At 72.0% G+C, this 21,718-nt stretch carries 25 protein-coding genes; 8 read left to right on the top strand and 17 right to left on the bottom strand.

Annotation, left to right across the window (positions count from 1 at the left end; genetic code table 11):
* Nucleotides 1-136: 136 nt before the first annotated feature.
* From ASG04_RS08935 to ASG04_RS08955, 5 genes are read right to left on the bottom strand one after another with little or no spacing between them, the layout of a single operon-like run.
* Nucleotides 137-1,903, bottom strand: a complete 1,767-nt coding sequence (locus ASG04_RS08935) for a DEAD/DEAH box helicase (RefSeq protein WP_056122670.1) — start codon at nt 1,901-1,903, stop codon at nt 137-139.
* 42 nt (nt 1,904-1,945) lie between these two features.
* A complete protein-coding gene (locus ASG04_RS08940) occupies nt 1,946-2,587 on the bottom strand; it encodes a Pr6Pr family membrane protein (protein ID WP_056122674.1) in 642 nt (213 codons plus the stop codon).
* 26 nt (nt 2,588-2,613) lie between these two features.
* A complete protein-coding gene (locus ASG04_RS08945) occupies nt 2,614-3,060 on the bottom strand; it encodes a hypothetical protein (protein WP_156463589.1) in 447 nt (148 codons plus the stop codon).
* Between the two features lie 50 nt (nt 3,061-3,110).
* A complete protein-coding gene (locus ASG04_RS08950) occupies nt 3,111-3,656 on the bottom strand; it encodes a hypothetical protein (RefSeq protein WP_056122681.1) in 546 nt (181 codons plus the stop codon).
* Nucleotides 3,653-4,330, bottom strand: a complete 678-nt coding sequence (locus tag ASG04_RS08955; protein ID WP_056122685.1) for a TetR/AcrR family transcriptional regulator — start codon at nt 4,328-4,330, stop codon at nt 3,653-3,655. The genes ASG04_RS08950 and ASG04_RS08955 overlap by 4 nt, the downstream gene beginning before the upstream one ends.
* A gap of 60 nt (nt 4,331-4,390) precedes the next feature.
* Here ASG04_RS08955 and ASG04_RS08960 point away from each other — a divergent pair, with 60 nt between their 5' ends.
* The 4 genes from ASG04_RS08960 (at nt 4,391) to ASG04_RS08975 (ending at nt 7,821) form a co-directional block, all read left to right on the top strand.
* Nucleotides 4,391-4,762 carry a VOC family protein gene (locus tag ASG04_RS08960; protein ID WP_056122689.1) on the top strand — a complete coding sequence of 124 codons (372 nt, stop codon included), beginning with the start codon at nt 4,391-4,393 and terminating at the stop codon, nt 4,760-4,762.
* Between the two features lie 291 nt (nt 4,763-5,053).
* Nucleotides 5,054-6,439 carry an FAD-binding oxidoreductase gene (locus ASG04_RS08965; protein WP_056122691.1) on the top strand — a complete coding sequence of 462 codons (1,386 nt, stop codon included), beginning with the start codon at nt 5,054-5,056 and terminating at the stop codon, nt 6,437-6,439.
* Entirely contained in the window at nt 6,439-7,299 is an 861-nt protein-coding gene (locus ASG04_RS08970) for an alpha/beta fold hydrolase (protein WP_056122696.1), read from the top strand. The genes ASG04_RS08965 and ASG04_RS08970 overlap by 1 nt, the downstream gene beginning before the upstream one ends.
* A gap of 9 nt (nt 7,300-7,308) precedes the next feature.
* A complete protein-coding gene (locus ASG04_RS08975; RefSeq protein WP_056122699.1) occupies nt 7,309-7,821 on the top strand; it encodes a DUF427 domain-containing protein in 513 nt (170 codons plus the stop codon).
* Between the two features lie 58 nt (nt 7,822-7,879).
* On the opposite strand, the gene ASG04_RS08980 is transcribed toward ASG04_RS08975, so the two are convergent.
* A complete protein-coding gene (locus ASG04_RS08980) occupies nt 7,880-8,761 on the bottom strand; it encodes an NAD-dependent epimerase/dehydratase family protein (RefSeq protein WP_056122702.1) in 882 nt (293 codons plus the stop codon).
* Between the two features lie 83 nt (nt 8,762-8,844).
* Here ASG04_RS08980 and ASG04_RS08985 point away from each other — a divergent pair, with 83 nt between their 5' ends.
* Together ASG04_RS08985 and ASG04_RS08990 are read left to right on the top strand one after the other, a co-directional pair.
* Nucleotides 8,845-9,423 (top strand): TetR/AcrR family transcriptional regulator, encoded by a 579-nt coding sequence (locus ASG04_RS08985; RefSeq protein WP_056122704.1) that lies wholly within the window; start codon nt 8,845-8,847, stop codon nt 9,421-9,423.
* Nucleotides 9,424-9,427: 4 nt separating this feature from the next.
* On the top strand, nt 9,428-10,408 hold the full coding sequence (locus tag ASG04_RS08990; RefSeq protein ID WP_056122709.1) for an endonuclease/exonuclease/phosphatase family protein: 981 nt from the start codon (nt 9,428-9,430) through the stop codon (nt 10,406-10,408).
* A gap of 29 nt (nt 10,409-10,437) precedes the next feature.
* Here the strand turns inward: ASG04_RS08990 and ASG04_RS08995 are convergent, their stop codons facing one another.
* The 6 genes from ASG04_RS08995 to ASG04_RS09020 all read right to left on the bottom strand — a co-directional run bounded on the left by ASG04_RS08995 (nt 10,438) and on the right by ASG04_RS09020 (nt 15,629).
* A complete protein-coding gene (locus tag ASG04_RS08995) occupies nt 10,438-11,157 on the bottom strand; it encodes an anti-sigma factor family protein (protein ID WP_056122712.1) in 720 nt (239 codons plus the stop codon).
* On the bottom strand, nt 11,154-11,678 hold the full coding sequence (locus ASG04_RS09000) for a sigma-70 family RNA polymerase sigma factor (RefSeq protein ID WP_056122716.1): 525 nt from the start codon (nt 11,676-11,678) through the stop codon (nt 11,154-11,156). Before ASG04_RS09000 ends, ASG04_RS08995 begins: the two co-directional genes overlap by 4 nt.
* On the bottom strand, nt 11,675-12,364 hold the full coding sequence (locus ASG04_RS09005) for a YceI family protein (protein ID WP_056122719.1): 690 nt from the start codon (nt 12,362-12,364) through the stop codon (nt 11,675-11,677). Before ASG04_RS09005 ends, ASG04_RS09000 begins: the two co-directional genes overlap by 4 nt.
* A gap of 114 nt (nt 12,365-12,478) precedes the next feature.
* Nucleotides 12,479-13,813: an extracellular solute-binding protein gene (locus tag ASG04_RS09010; RefSeq protein ID WP_056122723.1), complete on the bottom strand. Its 1,335-nt coding sequence runs from the start codon at nt 13,811-13,813 to the stop codon at nt 12,479-12,481.
* A 44-nt stretch (nt 13,814-13,857) separates the two neighbouring features.
* Nucleotides 13,858-14,688, bottom strand: a complete 831-nt coding sequence (locus ASG04_RS09015) for a carbohydrate ABC transporter permease (RefSeq protein WP_056122726.1) — start codon at nt 14,686-14,688, stop codon at nt 13,858-13,860.
* Nucleotides 14,688-15,629, bottom strand: coding sequence for a carbohydrate ABC transporter permease (locus ASG04_RS09020; RefSeq protein ID WP_056122729.1), 942 nt, complete (start codon nt 15,627-15,629; stop codon nt 14,688-14,690). The genes ASG04_RS09015 and ASG04_RS09020 overlap by 1 nt, the downstream gene beginning before the upstream one ends.
* A 239-nt stretch (nt 15,630-15,868) precedes the next feature.
* Between ASG04_RS09020 and ASG04_RS09025 the strand changes: the two genes are divergently transcribed.
* On the top strand, nt 15,869-16,693 hold the full coding sequence (locus ASG04_RS09025; RefSeq protein WP_056122732.1) for an inositol monophosphatase family protein: 825 nt from the start codon (nt 15,869-15,871) through the stop codon (nt 16,691-16,693).
* A gap of 3 nt (nt 16,694-16,696) precedes the next feature.
* Here the strand turns inward: ASG04_RS09025 and ASG04_RS17580 are convergent, their stop codons facing one another.
* From ASG04_RS17580 to ASG04_RS09050, 5 genes are all read right to left on the bottom strand, one after another.
* Nucleotides 16,697-17,713, bottom strand: a complete 1,017-nt coding sequence (locus ASG04_RS17580; protein ID WP_056122737.1) for a LacI family DNA-binding transcriptional regulator — start codon at nt 17,711-17,713, stop codon at nt 16,697-16,699.
* Entirely contained in the window at nt 17,710-18,360 is a 651-nt protein-coding gene (locus ASG04_RS09035) for a 2'-5' RNA ligase family protein (protein WP_056122739.1), read from the bottom strand. The genes ASG04_RS17580 and ASG04_RS09035 overlap by 4 nt, the downstream gene beginning before the upstream one ends.
* A 113-nt stretch (nt 18,361-18,473) precedes the next feature.
* Nucleotides 18,474-19,487 (bottom strand): LacI family DNA-binding transcriptional regulator, encoded by a 1,014-nt coding sequence (locus tag ASG04_RS09040; RefSeq protein ID WP_056122742.1) that lies wholly within the window; start codon nt 19,485-19,487, stop codon nt 18,474-18,476.
* A 68-nt stretch (nt 19,488-19,555) separates the two neighbouring features.
* A complete protein-coding gene (locus tag ASG04_RS09045; RefSeq protein ID WP_235515495.1) occupies nt 19,556-20,317 on the bottom strand; it encodes an alpha/beta hydrolase in 762 nt (253 codons plus the stop codon).
* Nucleotides 20,318-20,319: 2 nt separating this feature from the next.
* Nucleotides 20,320-20,847 (bottom strand): phenolic acid decarboxylase, encoded by a 528-nt coding sequence (locus tag ASG04_RS09050; RefSeq protein ID WP_056122745.1) that lies wholly within the window; start codon nt 20,845-20,847, stop codon nt 20,320-20,322.
* Nucleotides 20,848-20,910: 63 nt separating this feature from the next.
* Between ASG04_RS09050 and ASG04_RS09055 the strand changes: the two genes are divergently transcribed.
* Nucleotides 20,911-21,597 carry a MarR family winged helix-turn-helix transcriptional regulator gene (locus ASG04_RS09055; RefSeq protein WP_082517912.1) on the top strand — a complete coding sequence of 229 codons (687 nt, stop codon included), beginning with the start codon at nt 20,911-20,913 and terminating at the stop codon, nt 21,595-21,597.
* The last annotated feature ends 121 nt before the right edge of the window (nt 21,598-21,718 follow it).

Genomic DNA, 21,718 nt, shown 5'->3' on the forward strand with positions numbered 1-21,718 from the left:
GATCGCGCATGGTCGGTCAGAAGTTCAGACCCGCTACGCGCGATCCCACCCACCACCGCCGCGCGACAGCACCCCGAGACGGACGGGAGGCCCGGTGCCAGCTGGCACCGGGCCTCCCGTTCGTCAGGGGGACGCGTCAGTAGCGCGGCCGGCGCTCCGGACGCTCGTCGCGGTCCTCGCGCGGTCCGCGGCGGTAGCCGCCCGCGCCACCCCCGCGACGGTCGGGCTTGATCTCGATCAGCCGACCGCTGATGCGGGTGTCGCTGAGCTTGCCGAGCACGTCGCCGGGCATGTCCGAGGGCAGCTCGACGATGGAGAAGTCCGGCTGGATGCGGATCGCACCGAAGTCGTCGCGACGCAGGCCGCCCTCGTTCGCGAGCGCGCCGACGATCTGGCGCGGTTCGACGCGGTGGCGACGGCCGACCTCGATGCGGTAGGGGGTCATCGGGACCGAGCGGCGTCGACGGTCACCGCCGTCGTCCTCGCGCGTCTTGCGCTCGTCGCGACGCTGGTCGCGCTCCACCTGGCGACGCAGGGCGTCCTCGGCGGGGTCGAGCAGCAGCGGGGTGTCCCCCTGGGCGACCACGGCGAGCGCCGCGGCGACGTCCTGTTCCGGGACGTCGTGGTGCTCGACGTAGTGAGCGATGATGTCGCGGAAGGCGTCGATGCGCCCACGGGACTCGAGCGCCGCGGTGATCGCGTCGTCGAAGCGGGTCAGGCGGGTGACGTTGACGTCCTCGACGCTGGGCAGCGTCATCTCGGTCAGCGGCTGGCGGGTCGCCTTCTCGATCGCGATGAGCAGCCGGCGCTCGCGCGGGGTGACGAAGCTGATCGCGGCGCCGCTGCGACCGGCACGACCGGTGCGGCCGATCCGGTGCACGTACGACTCGGTGTCGACGGGGATGTCGAAGTTCACCACGTGGGTGATCCGATCGACGTCGAGACCACGGGCGGCGACGTCGGTCGCGACCAGGATGTCGAGCTTGCCCGACTTCAGCTGGTTGACCGTGCGCTCGCGCTGCGCCTGGGCGACGTCACCGCTGATGGCCGCGGCGGCGTAGCCACGGGCACGGAGCTTCTCGGCCAGGGTCTCGGTCTCGCTCTTGGTGCGGACGAAGATGATGAGGCCCTCGAAGTCCTCGACCTCGAGGATGCGGGTGAGGGCGTCGACCTTCTGCGCGTACGACACGATCAGGTAGCGCTGCGACGTGTTGGCGGAGGTGGTCGTCTTCGCCTTGACGGTGATCTCGGCCGGGTCGTTGAGGTACTGCTTGGAGATGCGACGGATCTGCGCGGGCATCGTCGCCGAGAACAGGGCGACCTGCTTGGTGTCCGGGGTCTCGGCCAGGATCGTCTCGACGTCCTCGGCGAAGCCCATCTTGAGCATCTCGTCGGCCTCGTCGAGCACCAGGTACTTCAGCTCGGACAGGTCGAGCGTGCCCTTCGCGATGTGGTCCATGATGCGACCGGGCGTGCCGACGACCACGTCGACGCCGCGGCGCAGGGCGGAGAGCTGCACGCCGTAGGCCTGTCCGCCGTAGACCGGCAGGACGTGCACGCCGCGCATGTGCGACGCGTACTGCTCGAACGCCTCGCACACCTGCAGCGCGAGCTCGCGGGTCGGCGACAGCACGAGGGCCTGGGGCAGCTTGCTGCCGGCTTCCATGCGGGACAGGACAGGCAGCGCGAACGCGGCCGTCTTGCCGGTGCCGGTCTGGGCGAGGCCCACGACGTCGCGGCCCGCGAGCAGGGTGGGGATGGTGGCGGCCTGGATCGCGGACGGGGTCTCGTACCCGATCTCCTTGACGGCCTTGAGCACGGGCTCGCTGAGCCCCAAGTCGGCGAACGTCACCACGGGCCCCTCGTCGGTGGGGTCAATGGTGCTGTTCGTTTCGGAGGTCATCCTGGTACGGTACCCGGTCCACGCCGTCGCTTCGACCCGGGCTCAGCCCGCGAGCGCGCTCCGTCGCCGGCGCCGAGCCCCGAGCAGCCGGCCGAGCGCGAGCACCAGGACGGCCAACACGGCGAGTCCGACGATCAGCGCGAGCAGGTACAGCACGAGCGGACCGACCCCGCCGACCGCGTCCACGTCGTAGAAGGGGTACGGGTAGAACCCCGTGATCGGACCCCGGACCAGCGAGTACACGCTGTAGACGACCGGGAACACCAGTGCGATCGGGGCGTCGCGCCACGGCTGCCGGCCGCGCGGCGGGAGCACCACCCAGTCGACGAGCACCGCGACCGGCATCACCATGTGCAGGACGACGTTCACCCACGGGTACAGGGGTCCGAGGTCGAGTCCGGCGAGCAGGACGTTGAAGACGAGGCCGACGAACACCATGTTGACCACCGAGCAGAACCGCACCACCGCCCAGGCCCGCGTCTCGGGCAACCCCCGCGCCAGCCGGACGGCACCGACCACGAACACGACGACGGCGATCAGGTTGCCGAGGTTGGTGAAGTACGAGAAGAAGTTCACGATCCCGAGCCCCAGCCGGACCGACACCGAGAACTGTGCGACCTGCGCCACGAGCACGAGCGCAGCGAAGACGAGGCGGTACACGAGCATCACGCGAGCCGTGGTCATGTCGTGACCGTACCGGAGATGCCGCTTCAACGGACCGGACCACCGTACGGCCGCGGATGACATCGAGCCGGGAGCCAGAACCCACCGGCCCGCGCGAGCGCGGCTGCCGACGCGGCAACGACGGGGAAGGGGACCAGGACGGCCCAGAGCTCCGGCGCGAGCGCGACGGGCACCGCCGCCAGCGCCCCTCCGAGCAGCGCATTGGCCCCGACGTGCACAGCCGGGTACTGGACCCGGCGCAACGCCGAACCGAGCACCTTGGCGAACGGCAGCGCCACTGCGCCGCCGAGGACCACCGGGACGGCGGCGAACGCACTCATGAACAGCGCCCATCCCGCAGTCGAGTCCAGGTCGACCCACCACGTGCCGTCGCCGATCGTGGAGCCCGGCGCCTGGACGACCGCGGAGAGGACGAATGCCTCGAACAGGACGACCGGAAAGGCGAGGGCGAACCAGAGGAGCGACCAACTCACGAGCCGAAGGCTGTCTCCCCAGGTCCAGGGCGGCATGACCGGGGCGGCGTTCATGCGGTCGGTCGTGCGGTCTCGTCGGGAACGGTCGTGGCCGAGGTGGTCTGGTCAGACCGCGTCGCTCCGACCGCACGGTCAGCGCGCCGGAAGCCACCTGCCCGGGCCAGCGCTCCCGCGGCCCCCGCTGCGGCCGACACCACGGCGAACAGCGGCCAGGCCGACGGCCACACCGCGGCCGGCATCGCGGCGAGCGCCCCGGCCAGGAGCGCGGTGGACAGCACGTGGAGGACGCGGTGACGGACAGGGCGCATCAGCACGCCGAGCAGCATCGTGAACGGCAGCGCGACGACCGCGCCGACCACCGTCGGGATCAAGGACACGGCGTCCATGTACACGGCCGCCAGCACTGCGTTGCCAGCGGTCGACCACCACGTGCCACCGCCCAGGCCACCTCCGAGCGCCGGGACGGCCGGCGCCACGAGGACACCGACGACGGTGACGACCGGCAGGGTGGCCCCGAGCATCCAGCCGAGCGCGCGGAGTTCGAGTCGGATGCTCGCGTGCCAGGTCCACGTGGGCACGGGCAGCTCGGCGGTCATGCCGCGCGCCCGGCAACGATGCCGACGATCTCGCTGACGGCGCTGCGGAACGGGCGGACGCGCAGCATGGGCAGGGCGAAGCGGAGCACCCGGAGCATCGCGTCGACGAGCCGCTCGGTCCGGCGCTGGTCCGGTGACGTGTCGTACGTCCAGAACAGGGCGAACAGCAGGTAGCCCATCCAGAGCGCCGTCGGCAGGTCCTCGGCCAGGTCGCCCGGCAGCTTCTGACGCGCCCCGGCGACCGCCCGGCGGAACAGGTCGAGCACCAGGTCGCGCGCCTCGGATGACTCGGTGGACAGCGGGTTGACCGGGGAGCCGGGCGCCATCGCCGCGGTGAGGAACTGGGGTGCGATGGCGTGGTACTCCCGCAGGTTCGCGAGCCCGGTGCGGACGACGATCCCGATGCGCGCGGTCAGGTCGTCGGTCGTGTCGAGCAGCGGCAGCGCCGCCGCACGGTGCTCGTGCTGCACGTCGACGTAGAGCTCCTGCACGAGGTGGTCCTTGGTCGGGAAGTGGTAGTACGCGTTGCCGACCGACAGTCCGGCCTGCTCAGCGATGCCGCGCATGGTCGTGGCGTCGTAGCCCTGTTCGCGCAGGGACCGGATCGCGACGGCACGGATGGCCGCCCGGGTGCGCTCCCGCTTGGGCAGCGGCTTCTCGTCATTTTCGAACACGTTCAAAAGCTACTCCCAAGTGGCCGGGACAGCAATGACAGCTCCGCGTACGGTTGGCAAATGCCGACTGCGCGCGAGTTCCAGGTCACCATCGACTGCGCCGACCCCGGACCGCTCGCCCGGTTCTGGGCCGACGTCCTGGGGTACCGAGTGCAGGGCGACGGCGAGGCGTGTGTCGACCCGGCCGGTGTCGGCCCCCGGATCTGGTTCCAGCGGGTCCCCGAGGGCAAGGTCGTCAAGAACCGGCTGCACCTGGACGTGCGGGTCGCCACCGGACTGGTCGGTGACGAGCGGTTGCAGGTGCTCGAGGCCGAGGGATCCCGACTCGAAGCACTCGGTGCCTCGCGGGTGCGTCTGCTCATCGCGGACGACGAGAACGAGTCGTGCCTGGTGATGCAGGACCTCGAGGGCAACGAGTTCTGCCTGGACTGACGAGCACGAACCAGAACCCGAACGCGGCAGCAGTGCCGGTGTGTGACGACGTCCGGGCCGGCACTGCCAGGCCGGGATCGCCACGGGGCGGTTGTTTTCGATCCTCGCGGTGACGAATCCGGTCGGCTCACCCCGGGTTCCGTCGACCGGATCCGTCAGCGCGGATCGGGAACGTGGCGACCCGGCGAGCCCACGCTCCGGCACGAGACGATCTGGCAGGAGACGCTCCGGCCGGCAGGGCGTACGGTCGTCGGAGCCGCACCGCAGCGCCTCGGAAGGACCAGCACGGCCATGACCCTGACGAACCCCGTCGACACCACCGCCCTCGAGCAGCTGCTCCCCGCCGATCAGGTCCTGCGTGACGCCGAGTCGCTCGAGCGCTACCGCCACGACGACGCCGAGTGGGCCGAGTCCCATCTGCCGCTCGCCGTCGTGCTCGCCCGCAGCACCGAGGACGTCGTCGCCACGGTCCGCTGGGCTGCGTCGAACGGGGTCCGTGTCGTCCCTCGCGGCGCCGGCACGGGACTGTCCGGTGGGGCGAACGCCGTCGAGCACTCGGTCGTCGTGTCGATGGAGCTCATGGACGCCGTCCTCGAGGTGAACACCGACGAGCGCTACGCCGTCACGCAGCCGGGGGTCATCAACGACGCCCTCCGTGCCCGGGTCGCCGAGGACGGCCTCTGGTACCCGCCGGACCCCGCGAGCTCGGCGATCTCGACGATCGGCGGCAACGTCGCGACGAACGCCGGCGGGATCTGCTGCGTCAAGTACGGGGTCACGCGCGACTACGTGCTGGGCCTGACCGTGGTGCTCGCCGACGGCTCCGTGGTCGAGCTCGGGCGCCGCACCGCGAAGGGCGTCGCCGGGTACGACCTGACGGCGCTGATGGTCGGTTCGGAGGGCACGCTCGGCATCGTGACGAGCGTCACCGTGAAGCTGCTCCCCCTCGCCGGGCGCGACGAGCGGGCCGTCATCGGGTACTTCCCGTCGCTCAGCGCCGCCGGGGACGCCGTCGCCGCGATCTCGCGGGCCGGCATCATCCCCGCCGCGCTCGAGATCGTCGACCGCACCTGCCTGCGCGCCGTCGACGACTGGATGCACCTGGGCCTGCCGTCCGAGGTCGACACGCTCCTGCTCGCACGCATCGACGAGCGCGGCGCAGCCGGGGACGACATCGCCGACCACGTCGCCGGGGTCTTCGCCGACGCGGGCGGCACCGACGTCGAGCGCGCGACCGACCCCGACGAGATCGACCGGCTGTTCCAGGCACGTCGGCTGGCGTACCCGGCACTCGAGCGGCTCGGACCGGTGCTCACCGAGGACATCTGCGTGCCGCGCAGCGCCGTGCCCGAGATGCTCCGCCGGATCCAGGCGACCGCGGCGGCGAACGACGTCACGATCGCGAACATCGCCCACGCCGGCGACGGCAACCTGCACCCGCTGATCATCGCGCCCGAGGGCGACACCGCCGCGAAGGCCCGCGCGAAGGCCGCCTTCGACCGGATCGTGGCCGACTGCCTCGACCTCGGCGGCACCGTCACCGGCGAGCACGGCGTCGGGCTGCTCAAGCTGCCCGGGCTCCGCGAGGAACTCGGCGAACGGGTCATCGCGATGCACCGCTCGGTCAAGGACGCGCTGGACCCGGCCGGCACGCTCAACCCCGGCAAGGCGTTCTGATGCCGTCGTTCACGTCGTCGGACGGTGCTCGCCTGGCCTACACCGACACGACACCGGAGACCGGCAGCACCGGCAGCACCGGCAGCACCGGCAGCACCGGCATGCCCGGCATGCCCGGTCGCACCGTCGTCCTGGTGGCCGGCTACGCGATGCCCGCGACCGGCTGGGCGCTGCAGGAGGACGCCCTGCTCGCCGCCGGCCACCGCGTGGTCGCGTTCGACCGCCGCAGCCACGGCGACAGCGAGGACGTGCTCTGGGGCCAGCGCGTCGCCCGACACGGGGCCGACCTGCACGAACTACTCGTCCACCTCGACCTGCGCGACGTGCTGCTGGTCGGGCAGTCGATGGGCGCCTCGACGATCTGGGCGATGGTCGACCTGTTCGGCACCGACCGGGTGGCGAAGGTGCTGACGATCGACCAGACACCCAGGCTCGTCAACGACGACTCCTGGCAGCACGGTTTCTACGACATGACCCCGCAGAACAGCGGCACGTTCTTCGACGACGGCATCCCGGACACCGGCCGTGGCAAGCGCGTGGACCCGGAGAACCCCGGCGTGCGGCGGCTGGTCGAGCGGATCGGGGGCTTCCCGGCGGTGCGCACGCCGAACGCGCCCGAGACCGTCCGCCTGCTCCGCGACCACGGCCTGCAGGACTGGCGGGACGTCGTGGCCCGCCTCGACGTCCCGTTCACGATGGTCGCCGGGCGCGACAGCCAGCTCTGGCCGTGCTCGCACGCACAGGCAGCCGTCGGCACGAACCCGAACGGCCGGGCCGTGGTGATCGAGGACGCCGGGCACGCGACGAACCTGGACCAACCGGACGCGTTCAACGAGGTGCTGCTCGGCTTCGCCGCGTAGACCGGTCGAATGACTCCTCGCTGGCCCGGACACCCCACCCCGACCACTCCCGGCCCCGGACAGGAGTCGGTGTGGGACTACCCCCGCCCGCCGCGGCTCGAGCCGACCGACGAGCGGATCGTGGTGCGTCTGGGTGGCGAGGTGATCGCCGACACCACGAACGCCGTCCGCGTGCTCGAGACGAGCCACCCGCCCGTCTACTACCTGCCCGTCGAGGACTTCGTCGACGGGGCGCTCACCCCGACGAGCGGCACGAGCATGTGCGAGTTCAAGGGCCGCGCGCAGTACGAGGACGTGCACGGCGGGGACGTCACGGTCCCGAGTGCCGCCTGGTACTACCCCACGCCCGAGCCGGGCTACGGCGAACTCGTCGGCCGGGTGGCGGTCTACCCGAGCCGCATGGACTCCTGCGAGGTCGCGGGCGAACGGGTGCAGTCGCAGGCGGGTGACTTCTACGGCGGGTGGATCACGTCGAAGGTGGTCGGGCCGTTCAAGGGCGAGCCGGGCACGCTCGGCTGGTGATCCGGACCGGACGGGAGGCCCGTGGCGGGCCCGCCACGAGCCTCCAGTCCGGTGCCCGTCAGGGCGCGATCGTCTCCAGGTCCGCCAGCAGGCTCGCGTGGGTGGGCTCCCACCCGAGTGCCCGGCGGGTGTGCTCGCTCGACGCCGGCTGGTCCATCGCGAAGATGGGTCCGAACGGGCCGAAGGTCTCGTCCGCGACCCGCTCCACCGGCAGGCCGAGCCGTCGGCCGATGACCTCGACCAGGTCGAGCACCCGGTCGCCCTCGTCGGCGACCGCGTGCCAGACGCTCCCCGCGGGGGCGGACTCGAGCGCGAGCCGGAACAGCACGGCCACGTCGCGCGCGTGCACGGCGGGCCAACGCTGCTGCCCGTCCCCCGGGTACCCCGCCACACCGGTGCGCCGGGCCGCCTGGGTCAGGAGTCCGGCGAACCCGCCGGCGCCGTCCGCGTGCACGGTGCGCGGCAGGCGGACGGCCGAGACCCGCACGCCACGGTCAGCCAGGGCCAGGGCGGCGTTGACCGATCGCGCACGCCCGGCGACCGGCCCCTCGAGCGGCAGCGGATCGGTCTCGACCGCGGCCCGTCCGGCGACCCACGGCGTCCCCGACACGACGACGAACGGCCGGTCGGAGTCGACGAGTGCCGATCCGAGGGCGGTCATCGCCGCGGACTCCTGCGCGATGGCGGCGGCGAGCCCGTCGGCGCTGTCGTACTCGTTCGGGAAGGCGAGGCTGACGACGCCCTCGGCCGCGGCCGCCTGGGCGTGCAGCAGGTCGACGTCGTCGATCGAGCCGGGGACGGGCGTGGCTCCGGCCGCGGTGAGTGTGGCAGCCGAGGCGTCGGACCGGGCCAGGGCGGAGACGGTGTGTCCGGTGGCGATGAACTCGGCGACGACGGCCGTGCCGATGGTGCCGGTCCCGCCGGTGATGAAGACGTGCATGGGTGCTCCTCGAAGTGATGCGACTGTTGTCCCGTCACGGTACACCCGTGATGGGACAACAGTCCCGTCGATATGCTCGACCCATGGCACGCTGGGAGCCCGGAGCTCGAGAACGACTCGTCCTGGCCGCCGTCGACCTGTTCTCGGACCAGGGCTACGACGAGACGACCGTGACGCAGATCGCCGAACGCGCCGGCGTGACCAAGAGCACGTTCTTCCGGCACTTCCCCGACAAGCGTGAGCTGCTCGTCGCCGGGCAGGAGACGCTGAGCCGCCTGCTCGCCGACGGGATCACCGAGGCCCCCGCGGACAGCACGCCCCTGGCTGCCGTCGCGGCCGGGCTCGAGCGGGCCTCGGCCGAGATGGGTCCCGTGAACCGGGAACTCGGTCCACGGCTGCGGGTCGCCGTCGCCGCGAGCGCCGAGCTGCAGGAGCGCGACGCCCTGAAGTCCGTCGGGATGGCCGCGGCGATGACCGATGCGCTCGTCGCCCGCGGTGTCGCCGATGCCCCGGCACGGCTGGCGAGCGAGATGGGTGTGCTCGCGTTCAAGCGGGGCTTCGAGCGGTGGTCGGGTGGCCAGGTGGCCGAGGACGACGGGCTGGCCGAGCACGCCTTGGCAGCGCTGGCCGAACTCCGTGCCGCGGCAGCGACCCTTGACTGAGCGCGTGCGGGCCGGAGCGGTCGTCCGGTGGTCGCTCGCGGGCCTGGTCCTCGCGGTGTGCGTCGTGCTGCTCGTGCCCGCCGCCTTCGGCGTGTCCACGCTGCTCGGGCCGGCGCAGCTCGTGGCCCTGCGCGGCGTCACGGCGATCGGCCTGCTCGTCGGAGCAGGGTTCGTGCTGCTCCTCGCCGTGGTGCTGCGGCTGTTCCGGCTCCGGATCGCATGGCTGGTGGTCGCGGCGCTGGTGCTCGTCGCCAGCAGCGTCGCCCAGGTCGGCGTCGGTGCCGTCCGGGCGATCGCGCCCGGACCCGTCGACGCCCGCACCGACCTGGTGATGGCCGGCTTCAACACCGAGCACGGTCAGGTCGGCGACGCCGAGTTCGTGTCGTTCGTCCGCACCGAGGGCATCCAGGTCGTGGCGATGCCGGAGACCGATGCTTCCCGGGCCGCAGCGCTGCAGCGGGCACTCGCTCGCGCGGGGCTCGACTTCCAGCGGTTCGGGGTGCAGGTCGGCGACAGTGCGAGCACGGCGACGAGCCTGCTGGTCGACCGACGCCTGGGCGCGTACCGCCAGGCGCAGGCGGCGGCCACCACCCTCGGCTCGGTCGCCGCGGTCCCCGTGGACGGCGACGGGCCGCGGTTCGTCGCGGTGCACACGAACCCGCCCGTTCCGACGTCTGCCGACATGCGGCGGTGGCGGCACGACGTCCCCGCGGGCCTGTCCGGGTGCCGGGGGAACGCCGTGGTGGCCGGCGACTTCAACGCGACGGTCGACCATGCCGTGTTCGAGGTGCCCGACGGCTGCCGCGACGCCGCTGCCAGCACGACGAGCACGGCGACGTGGCCGACCACCGCGCCGCCCTGGCTCGGTGGCGCGATCGACCACGTCCTGGCGACCGACCAGTGGCGTCCCGTGCGGACCGAGGTCCGGGACGTGGGCCGCAGCGACCACCGCGCGATCGTCGCGCACCTGCACCGGATCAGCTGACCCGGTCGCCGGCACGCTGCCCGGATCCGCTACAGGTCGACGCCCGCGAGCACGGCCCGGTCGCCGCGCAGCCGTACCTGCACGCTCGCGATGTCGGCTCGGGCGATGTCGGTCGACGCCGACAGCCCGCGAGCATCGGCGCCGGCAGCCGTCCACGACGCCACGGTCGAGGTGCTGCCGTCGGTGCGGACGACGACCAGGTCGTACATGACCGACCCGTCCGAGGCCCACGTCGTGCCGCCGTACGAGCATCCCCAGTCGAAGCGGGTGCCCCACTGCTCGCCGCTGACGGCGAGGTCGACGTCGAGACCGCGTTCGCCGACCATGTCGTAGCGGTCCGCGGCCGCGGTGGCGGTCCGTCCCGCCTGGACCGAGGCGCCGCGCTCGCCGGCGGTGCCGACGGCGAGCCCGCCGAGCACGGCGACCACCACCGCGAGACCCGCGGTGGCGGCGACCCAGACGCGACGGCGGCGACGACGGTGTCGGACGCGGTGCGCGACGGCGGTGAGGGTGCTCTCGGACCGCGTGTCGGCCCTCCCGTCCGGTTCCGCGATCTCGACCGCCTGGTCGGCCGGCAGCTTGCCGAGCAGACCGGGCAGGCCGACGAGCTCGGCGACGGCGGACGCGCAGCGGTCGCACGTCTCGAGGTGTCGCTCGTACTCCAGCCGCTCGTGCGGCGGGAGCGAGCCGAGCACGTAGGCCGCGTCCCACTCCACGTACGGGTCGTCGGGCGTCGGGTCGCCGGTCATCGGGTCACTCCTCGTTCCTGCAGTGCGAGTCGGACGGCTCGCAGCCCGTAGTGCAGCCGTGACTTCACGGTGCCCTCGGGGATGTCGTGACGGCGGGCGATCTCCGGCACGGTGTGTCCGAGCCAGTAGGCGTCGACGACGACACGGCGGTGGTCCGGGGTGAGTGACGCCAGTGCGTCCGCCACCACGATCCGGTCGAGCACGGCGTCGGTGCGGTCGGACTCGGCTCGGTCGACCGTCCACTCCGAACCGGTCTCACGGCGGTTCCGTGCCGAGCGGGCCTCGTCGACGACCAGGTTCCGCGCCACGGTGAACAGCCACGCGCGGGCGCCGTCCGGGGTCCGCTCGAGCACGTTCGGCCGCTGCCAGGCGCGGACCATCGTCTCCTGGACGACGTCCTCGACCGCCTCGACCCCCGAGCCGCCCCGCGTGAGGTGCCGCACGTACCGGGTGAGCGCGTCGCCGTGCTCTCGGTAGAGCGCCTGCAGCAGCTCGTCAGCGGAACGGCTCGTCACGGTCACTTCCCGAGGTCGAGGGAGAACTCCACGGAGCCCTTCCCGTCCACGGTCACGAACCCGAGGGACGGTGCGGTCACGCCGTAGTCCTGGAAGGTCACCGGCACCGAGCCGACGACCTGCACGGTGCCGCCGTCGCCGACCGCGACCTGGGCGTCCGCGGTGACGGGCTTCTCGACGCCGTGCAGGTCCATCGTGCCGGTCAGGGTGACGTCCTGCTTCGTGCCGTCGAGCGCCTGGGACACGTCGACCGGCTTCGTCAGGGTGAAGGTCGCCGTCGGGAACTGGTCGGTCTGGAGCGCCTTGGTGCGGAAGTACTCGTCGCGGGCGGCCTCCGGCGTGCTGATCTTGCCGACCTGCACGGTCACGGTCGCCGTCGTCAGCTTCCCGCTGGCGACGGTTGCCTTCCCCTCGACGTCCTTGGTGCGACCGACCACGTTCACATCATTCCCCTGCAGGACCTCGTGCACCCGGTACCCGGCGAACGAACCGCTCTGGCTGGTCCAGTTGCCGTCCGCGTCCGACGCGTCGAGCTTGGCGGACGAGCTCGCACGGAGCGACGGGGCCGCTTCGGCCTGCGCGTTGACGGTGTTCGCGTAGATGGCCGGACCGGCAACGGCCGCCGCCGCCCCGATGACGACGACGCCCGAGGCGATGCCGATGAGGATCTTGGTGCGCTTGGTGAGTGCCATACCCGGACAACGGGGCAGCGCGTCGGATGGTTCAGATCTCGTCACGGACATGACGGGAGGCCCGGCACCGGGCCTCCCGTCCGCCCTGGGGTCAGAGCACCGCGGGGCGGCTGCTCACTTGCCAGCGGCCTGGTTGTAGGAGGCGATCTGCGACTTCGCCTGCTGCTCGGCAGTGCGCATCGTGCTTGCCACGTCCGAGCCCTCGACGACCCGGTTGAAGGCGCCGATCACGGTGGCCCGCACGGTCGGGAAGGCCCCGGTCACACAGCCCGCCGCGGCGGTGCTCGCCGGGTCGGCCGCCAGCTGGCGGTACATCGTCGCGACGTTCGGGTCCGCTAGGGACCGCTTGCCGACGCTCGTGTCCGCGGCGCCGGTGTCCATCGCCAGGTAGCCGGTGGCCTTGGCCCACTTCGCCTGCACCTCGGGCGTCTGGAGCCACTTCGCGAAGTCGAACGAGGCCTGCTGCTGGGCGGACGAGTGGCCCTTGCCGGAGATCCAGAGCGCGTTGCCGCCGATGACCTGCCCGGCGTCCTTCGAGGACGCGGTGGTCGGGAAGCTCGCGACGACGGACTTCGAGCCGTCCGGGTCGACGGTCGTGTATGCGCCGGACGAGGTGAGGAGCATGCCGACCTTGCCGCTGGCGAACGCGGAGTTCATCGCCGCGGAGTCCGTCCCGGGGTTGAGTGCGACGCCCCCCTGGTACAGCGACTGGAGCGTCGTCATGAAGTCGACCTGGCTGTCCGAGGTCAGGGAGACCCCCGTGGCTGGCCTCGACCCACGACCGTTCTGGGGCGTGCAGAACGCCTTCCCACCCGCGGCGGAGAGCTCCTCGAGCATCCACGAGTCGCCCATGTTCATGCTGAAGCCGTAGGCCCCGCTCGCCTGGTGGATCTGCTTCGCCCAGGTGGCGACCTCGGCGAGCGTCTTCGGCGGCGACGACGGGTCGAGCCCGGCCTTCGTGGCGAGCGCCCGGTCGATGTAGAGCACCGGCACCGAGACGGAGAACGGCATCGCTGCGAGCCCGTCCTTGCCGCTGTAGTACCGCGTGGCGGCCGGGGCCATCGTCGATGTGTCGACCTTGCCGAGGCTCGACGGTGCGACGGTCTGTCCGGAGTCCATCATGAAGCCCGTCGAGACGTCGTTCATCATGAGCAGGTCGGGCGTCGACGAGGACTGCACCGCGGCCGTGTACTTCGTCTGCACCGCTGCGTAGTCGCCCTGGAAAGATGCCTTCACCGTGGCGTGGTCCGTGTTGTCGGCGTTGTACTCGGTGACGAGGGAGTCCAGCTCGGTGGCGGCGGGACCGGCCATGGCGTGCCAGAACTGCACCGTGACGGGGCCGGACGAGGCAGTGGTGGCGGACCCGGAGGCGGAGCAACCGGTCAGGGCGACCGCGACGGCGGCGGTGACGCCGAGCATGAGGACGGCGGAGGGACGGCGAGACGGCATGGGGCTGCTTCCTGTCGTGGGAGTGGTGGGGATCAGAGGACGGGTCATTTGAGCGCGCCGGCGGTCAGACCACCGGCCAGGAACCGCTGCGCGAGCAGGACGAGGACCAGGACGGGGAGCGTGACCATCGCGGCTCCGGCCAGGACGACCCCGACGTCCGAGGCCTGGGCATCCGCGAGCTGCGCGATCCCGACCTGCACGGTGCGGTTCTCCGGCGAGTTCGTCACCAGGAGCGGCCAGAAGAAGCCGTTCCACGCCGCGGTGGCGCTGACCAGGGTCACGGACACCAGGGTCGGCCTGGTGATCGGCAGCAGCATGGACCGGATGAACCGGAAGTGGCCTGCGCCGTCGAGCACCGCGGCCTCGCGCAGCTCGTCCGGGAAGCTCAGGAACGCCTGGCGGAACAGGAAGATCGTCAGCGCCGAGGCCACGAAGGGCAGGAACACGACCAGCAGGGTGTCGATGAGGTGCCAGGACGAGACGGTCAGGTAGTTCGCGATCAGGGTGGTCTCGCCGGGGATCATCATGCTGGCGAGCAGCACGAGGAACAGCGCGCGGGTCCCCCGCATCCGGCAGAACACCAGCGCGTAGGCGGTCATGATGCCGATCGTGACCTGCAGCACCGTCTGGCAGAAGGTCACGACGACGCTGTTCAGGAACTGCTGCCCGAGCGGCACGACCTGCGTGGCACGGACCAGGTTGTCGAGCGTCAGGTGGATCGGCACCAGCCCGGGGAGCCCCTGCTCGAGGTACCGGGTGGGGGTGAGTGCGCCCTCGAAGACGTAATAGAGCGGGAAGCACACGACGACGACCGCGACGACCAGCCAGACGTACACGAGCGTGCTCCGGAAGCGTCGGGCGGTGACCGGGCGCATCAGTAGTTCACCCGCTTCTCGAGCACGCCGAACTGGACGAGCGACAGCCCGAGCACCAGCAGGAACAGCATGACCCCGAGCGCGGCGGCGAGCCCGAAGTTCGCGCTCGCGGAGCCGAACGCCTGCTGGTAGATCGCGTAGACCAGCGTGCGGGACGAGTTCGCCGGTCCGCCCTCGGTCAGGATCTGGATCTGGCCGAAGGTCGTCAGCGCCTCGACGGTACCGGTCACGACGACGAAGAACAGCGTCGGGGTGACGAGCGGGAGCGACACGGACCAGAACGTGCGCACCGGTCCGGCACCGTCGAGGTGCGCTGCCTCGACGACGTCCTGGTCGATTGCGCCGAACGCCCCGACCAGCAGCAGCACGGTGAACCCGAGCGAGCCCCAGACCGTGACGACGATGACACTCGCCAGCGCCCAGTGGGTGTCGGTCAGCCACGGCACCCCCTGGCCGCCGGACTGGCGGATCACGGTGTTCACGAGACCGGTCCCGGGAGCGAGCATCGCGGCGAACGCGACTGACCCCGCCGACACCGAGACGACCATCGGCGAGGTGAGGAGCGCCTGGAAGACCGCGGTCCCCCGCAGCTTGGCGGTCAGCGGCACCACGATCAGCAGCCCGAACACGATCCGACCCGCGACGACGCCGGCGCAGAACAGCGCCGTGTTGCCCATCGTCTGCGCGAAGGCGGGGTCGGTGAGCGTCCGGACGTAGTTCTGCAGGCCGACGGAGCCAGCGGGCTGCCCGAAGATGTCGGTTCCCTGCGTGCTCAGCACGATGACCCGCACGAGTGGGTAGAAGACGAACACGCCGAACACGACGAGCGCCGGCAGCAGCAGCACCGTACCGACGCGGCGATCAGCCCGCAGCCAGGACCGTGACGTCCGGGCGGGGCGCGCGGGACCGGCCACCAGGCCGGGCCGGACGGAGACCGTCATGGGAGGACACCTTCGGGTAGGGAACGTTCCCTATCCGGGAACGGCTTCCACTGTGCGGGTGTGGTCGCAGGCCGGTCAAGCGTCGTCGGCGTCCTGCCGCTGTCCGTTCACACCGCGTTCAACGGCCGGCCTGTGCGGACACGTCGGGGCCGATGGACACCGCCGGTGTTCACCCCCGGTTCCGTCGGTCGGCCGCCCCGGTTCACCGTCCACGCCGGCCGGACCGCTAGACCGGGGACATGCCCCGATCCTCCGCCGACCTCCGCTCCGCCGCCGAGACCGCCTGCCGCGCGGTCGCCCCGCAACTGCTCGACGCGTTCCGGTCCGACATGACGATCACGACCAAGCGCGACGCCCACGACGTCGTCACCGTGCACGACCGCGCGGCCGAGGTCACGATCACGGCATCACTGACCGCGGCGTTCCCGGGTTCGGTCGTCCTGGGCGAGGAGGGCGGCAGCACGGGGGACGCGTCCCTCCGCTGGATCGTCGACCCGATCGACGGCACCGCGAACTTCGCGCGGGGCCTGGCGTACTGGTGCGTGTCGATCGCCGCCGAGCGCGACGGGGAAGTCGTCGCCGGTGCCGTGTACGACCCCGTCGCGGATCACATGTTCGCCGCGGACGACTCCGGTGCCGTGCTCGACGGCACACCGATGCGGTCGGTCGCACTCGCCGAGCCCGACGCCACCGTGCTGACGAGCTTCCCGGTGCAGCAGGACCTGGAGCTGCTGGGCGAGGACGCCGCGCTCACCCTGCTGCGCGACCTGACCCTGCGGTACCGGCACCACCACAGCACGGGCAGCGGCGCCCTGAACCTGGCGCACGTCGCCGCCGGCTGGTCCGACGTCACCATGGGCTTCGCGACGCACCCGTGGGACGTCGCCGCGGGTGCGTTGGTCCTGCAGCAGGCCGGCGGGTGGTTCCGGGGGTTCCGCGCCGGTACCCCGACTGCGGCAGCGCACCGCGCCGAGGACTACGTCGCAGGGGGCGGCGGCGCAACGCACGACCACCTGGTCGACCGGGTGCAGCGGTTGTCCGCCGCGATCACACCGCGTGGCTGACGCTCAGCGCCCGATGCCGGTCGCCAGCGCAGCCGCAGACCCACGGGGCACCAGGACGGTCGGCAGGACCTCGTGTCGCTCCACCCGCCGTCCGCGCAGCCGCTCCACGACGAGCTCGACGACGCGTGCACCCATGCGCCGACGCGGCTGATCGACGCTCGTCAGGTCGAGGCGCGCAGCCAGCGCGGTGCCGTCGAACCCGGTGACGGCGGCCATCCGCGGCAGGTCGAGCCCGGCGTCCCGCGCAGCCGCCAGCAGCCGTGCCGCCGTGGAGTCGTTCGCGGCGACGAACGCCGTCACACCCTCGCCCAGCTGCCGGGCGATGCGCCCGGGGTCATCGACGAGCGCGTCGACGTCCGCCACGCGCACGTCCGCTGCTGCGCCGATCCGACCGGCGACCTCGGCGTGCACCAGCGCGCGACGCGTCGTGGAGGGGTACGGCGACTCCGCCACGAAGCAGGTCCGCACGTGCCCGAGTGACGCCAGGTGCAGCAGCAGCCCGCGCATGCCGGACTCCTCGTCGGCACCGACTGTGTCCACGCCGACACCGACCAGTCGCCCCGCACCCGACCCGAGGACCGCCACGGGCAGGTCCCGAGCGACCGCAGCGAGGCGCGCAGAGGCGAGCCGACTGCTCACCACGGCGACCCCGAGGACGCCGTCGGCCGACCCACGGGAGTCGTGCAGGGCCTCCAGTCCGGCCACCAGCCGCGCGTCGCCGCGGAACGCGTCGACGACCCGCAGGTCGAAGCCCAGGGTCGCCGCGGTCGCGCGGGCACTGGCGAGCACCTCGGCGTGGAAGGGGTTGGCCGCCTCGGTGACGAGGATCCCGATGACGAGCGGGTCACCGGACGCGCGTCGCCGCGCCAGGGCACCGACCGGGAGGCCCAGCTCGTCCGCCGCGCGCACGGCGCGGTCTCGACGGGGTGCGGACACACCGTCGTCACCGCGCAGGGCGAGGGAGACGAGGGACCGTGACAACCCGGTCGCGGTCGCGACGTCCGCCAGGGTGACGGTCACGCCAGGGTCCAGGTGCGGACGTGCTCCCAGGTCATCGTGTGCCACCACCGGCCGCTCCAGTCCGGGCTCGCCGTCCGGTACAGGGCGACGGTGTCGCCGCGGAAGACGCTCGGCACCTCGACGTCGAGGCCGCGGACGAACGCCCCGACCTCGTCGTGCAGGTCGGGTCGGCCGTACAGGTCGTGCGAGGCCAACGACAGGTGGCCCCGCCAGTGCTCCGGGTCGTAGTCGTTCGCCTGCGGCGAGTGCATCGACCGTCGGAACGGGGCAACCGCGGCGTCGACGTCGCGGGCCAGCCGCACGAAGTCCTCGTTCAGGGAGCCGTCCGGGCGATCGGCGACGTCGTAGACGTACCCGATCCCCTGCTCGCGGACGCCGGCGTTGTGCACGTCGAACGCGGGCCGGTCGCGCAGGAGCTCGGTGATCGCGGTCTCGACGGCCTCGGCGTCCCGGCCGAACGGCTGGCTCCCCACCAGCGTCGCGTGGGGAGGGAATGCGCCGGCGGACACCAGGCCGTACTGCGCGCGGAGCTGGTCGGTCACGACCGTGACGGCGCGACACGTGCGCGGGTCGGGCCGCAGGTACACGCCGTACCGGTAGGGGTCACTGGAGTCGATGGGGCGCTTGGCTCGGTCGGCGTGCGGCATGGCTTCCGTTCGGGATCGCGTGTAGGGAACGTTCCCCATCGTGCTCGCGATCCGCGGCGGACGCACCCGTCTGGACGGCGACGCCCAGGTGAACGGCAGGTGACGGGGCGCCCTCAGCGTCGGGCGAGCGTGCGACCGGGGACGAGGGTGCCGTCGATCGCCGTGTGGGTCGCGCTGGCGATGGTGCCGTCGATCTGGTCGACCACGTCGTCCACCGACAGTGCCCCGATGACGTCGAGGGGCTGCCGCCACGAGGTGATGCCGAGCAGTTCGGTCGCGAGGGGGCGGATGCCGTCGTAGCCCGTGACGGAGACGTCCGCCGGGGCCTCGAGACCGCGGCGGCGCATCGCCTCGAGGACACCGACCGCCCAGTGGTCGCTGGGCGCCATCACCGCCGTCACACCGCCCGCCGTCACCACCTGGTCGATGAACGAGTCCAGGGCACGCGGGTCGGCGCCGTGGTCCTCGGAGCGGATCCGGAGCACGTCCACACCCCGGGCTCGGAGCCGTCGGGCCATGGCGTCGGTCCGGGCGGACTGCGTGAGCGACCCCGAGGGCGCGACGGTCAGCACGGCGACGCGCTCGTGCCCGAGGTCGGCCACGCGGTCGGCGAGGGCACGCCCACCACCGCGCTCGTCGCAGTAGACGCTGCTGACCGACTCGTCGCGCTCCGGGCGCCCGGCGACCACGGTGGGGATGCGGCGCGCGAACGGCAGGACGTCGTCGACGGGCAGGGCGCCACTGCAGACGATCAGCCCCTCGACACGCAGCGACACGAGGGTCTCGAGCGCGCGCCGCTCCTCGGCGATCGGGAACGAACCGGCTCCCGTGGCGGTGACGACGCGGTACCCACGCTCGGCTGCCCGGAGTTGGAAGGCCGTGAGCAGGTGTCCGTAGAAGGGGGTCGCAGCATCGCGGACGAAGACCCCGAGCGTGTGCGTGCGATGCGCGGACATGCCGCGCGCGTTGGCGTTCGCGACGTACCCCAGGTCACGCGCGGCCTGCTTCACCCGGTCGACGGTGGCCGGGGCAACCCCGTACGACCCGGCGAGCGCGCGGGACACGACGGACTTCGAGACACCGGCCGCGGCGGCGACGTCGTGGATCGTCGGGACGGCGCTGCTCACCGCGTCCGCCGTCGTGTGGTCATGCCCTCACGCTAGCGGCGACTCGTCACGCTCGGCGTCGGTGATGGTCAGAGCCCGGTGAACTCCACGAGTCGACGAAGCAGGTCCTGGCGCAGCGGCACCGACGACCACCCGTGATCGGCACCGTCGACCGGGACGAACGTCGCGCCCTCGAGGAGCTCGCCGTACCGACGGCCGTACTCGACCGGCACGATCGTGTCGTCGGTGCCGTGCACGACCATCGCCGGACCGCGGTACCCCGCCGCGACGCCGTACACGTCGAGTCCCGCCTGCACCTCGTCGATGAACGCCGGCCCGAGTGCGGTGCCGCCGAAGTCGAACCAGCCGCGCTCGCGGACCGGGGCGATCGGCTGCCCCATGATCGCGTCGTGCACGGTGATGTCGTCGACCACCACGCCCGCCGGCGACCACAGGGTCAGGGACCGGACGAGTTCGGGCACCCCGGCCGCGGCCATCGCCGACTCGACGGCACCCAGGCTGTGCGCCACGACGTGCACCCGTCCGGCGTCGGCGGCGAGCTGCTCGATCATCGTGCTGACCTGGGCGACCTCGTCGCCGATCGTGACGTCGAGGAAGTCCCCGTCGCTCGCCCCGTGGCCGAGGCGGGAGTACGACCGCACCCCGACACCGCGATCGGCCAGGGTCCGGGCGGTCTGCACGAAGAGCTGGCGAGCACCGGTGTCCGAGTCACCGAAGCCGTGGACGAGCAGGACCGCGGGCGAGCCCGGGCGGACGTGGCCGTACTCCCAGCCACGGATGACGTGTCCGCGGTGGTCGAGGGTGACCGGCGTCATCGGGGTGTCGGTCACGGTCAGTTGCTCCGGTCGGCGAACCCGGCGGGCAGGTCGCCGGGCGCGGTGTCGATCACGGTCTCGTCGTCCTGGCCGACGTGCTCGAACAGCGTGATGTGCGCGAACTCCGGGACGACGTAGATCGGGTAGGTCGGGCCCTGGTCGCGGTACTCGCGCATCCGGTCGAGGTGGTCGTTCTGGAACAGCACGGTCTTGCTGCCGTCCTGCTCGACCCAGTGCGGGAAGAAGATCGTGCCGTGCAGCACCCGCTCGCCCGGGACGACGTTCACGACGACACTCGTGCCGGTCGGCTCGTTCCACGACACCTTGTAGACGCCCTCGGTCAGGACGACCAGGTCGACCTGCTGATCCTTGACCCAGCGGCCGCCGACCATGCCGGTGTGGATGCGGTAGTCGATCGTCGTGGCGTTCTTGACGTACATCTCGTACTGCCAGCCGTTGGCGTAGGTGTAGATGAACCGGTGTCCGACGATCCCGGAGAGGTCCTGGTCCGGGACGGGTGAATCAACGCTCGTGGTGATGGTCATGACTCGAGTTTGCTCCCGAACTACGTTTGTTGCAAGCGCTTTTCAGGGAGATACCCTGAGGAAGTGGACACCCCGAGAACCGAACCGGACCTGGCGTCCGTAGCGCGGCAGCTGAGCGCAGAGATCGGACCGTTCCGCCGCGCCCTGCTGACCACCGCACGACGGACGGGCGCCCTGCCGGAGATCCCGGACGCCCAGATCGAGGTGCTCCGCCGTCTGGACGAGGACGGCTGGTCCAGCCCGACGCAGCTCGGTCGCGCCCTCGGTCTCGCCCGTTCGACGGTCAGCAACCTGGTCGCCGCGATGCAGCGCGACGGCCTGGTCGATCGCCGTCTGGCCACGGGCGACGGACGGAGCACCGAGGTCGGGCTGACCGAGCTGGCCAGGGAACGTCTGTCGGTCTACGACGCCGCCGCTGAACGCGTCCTGGTGGCTGCGATGGGTGCCATGTCCACCGACGCACAGGCCGCGTTGGCCGCCGCTCTGCCGCGTTTCGCCGAGCTGCGGCGCGCCCTCGAGTCGCGGGGGCCGATGGACGACGGCGCCCCGGTCCTCCGGCCCGGCCCGGCCCGGCCCGGCCGACTGACCCGGCCGACTGACGCGGCCGAGCTCGCCGCGGGACCGAGGTTCAGATCTGCGGATGACGAATCCGGTTCCAGATTCCCGGGGATCGGCAACCAGATTCGTCATCGCGGCGATCGAGATGCGTCCCCTCCGGACGTGGCAGAGCGGCGGGTGACGGGCGGCTGAGCGTCACCACCGAGGCGTCGACGGCCAGGACCGGCCACCGCCCGAGCGCGCCACACCAGACGTCCGACCTCGCCCGGGAACTTCGCCATGGCGACCGGGACCCACCCCGATACTTCTGGCT

Origin of the sequence: Curtobacterium sp. Leaf183, assembly GCF_001424385.1 — a bacterium.
Classification (GTDB): domain Bacteria; phylum Actinomycetota; class Actinomycetes; order Actinomycetales; family Microbacteriaceae; genus Curtobacterium.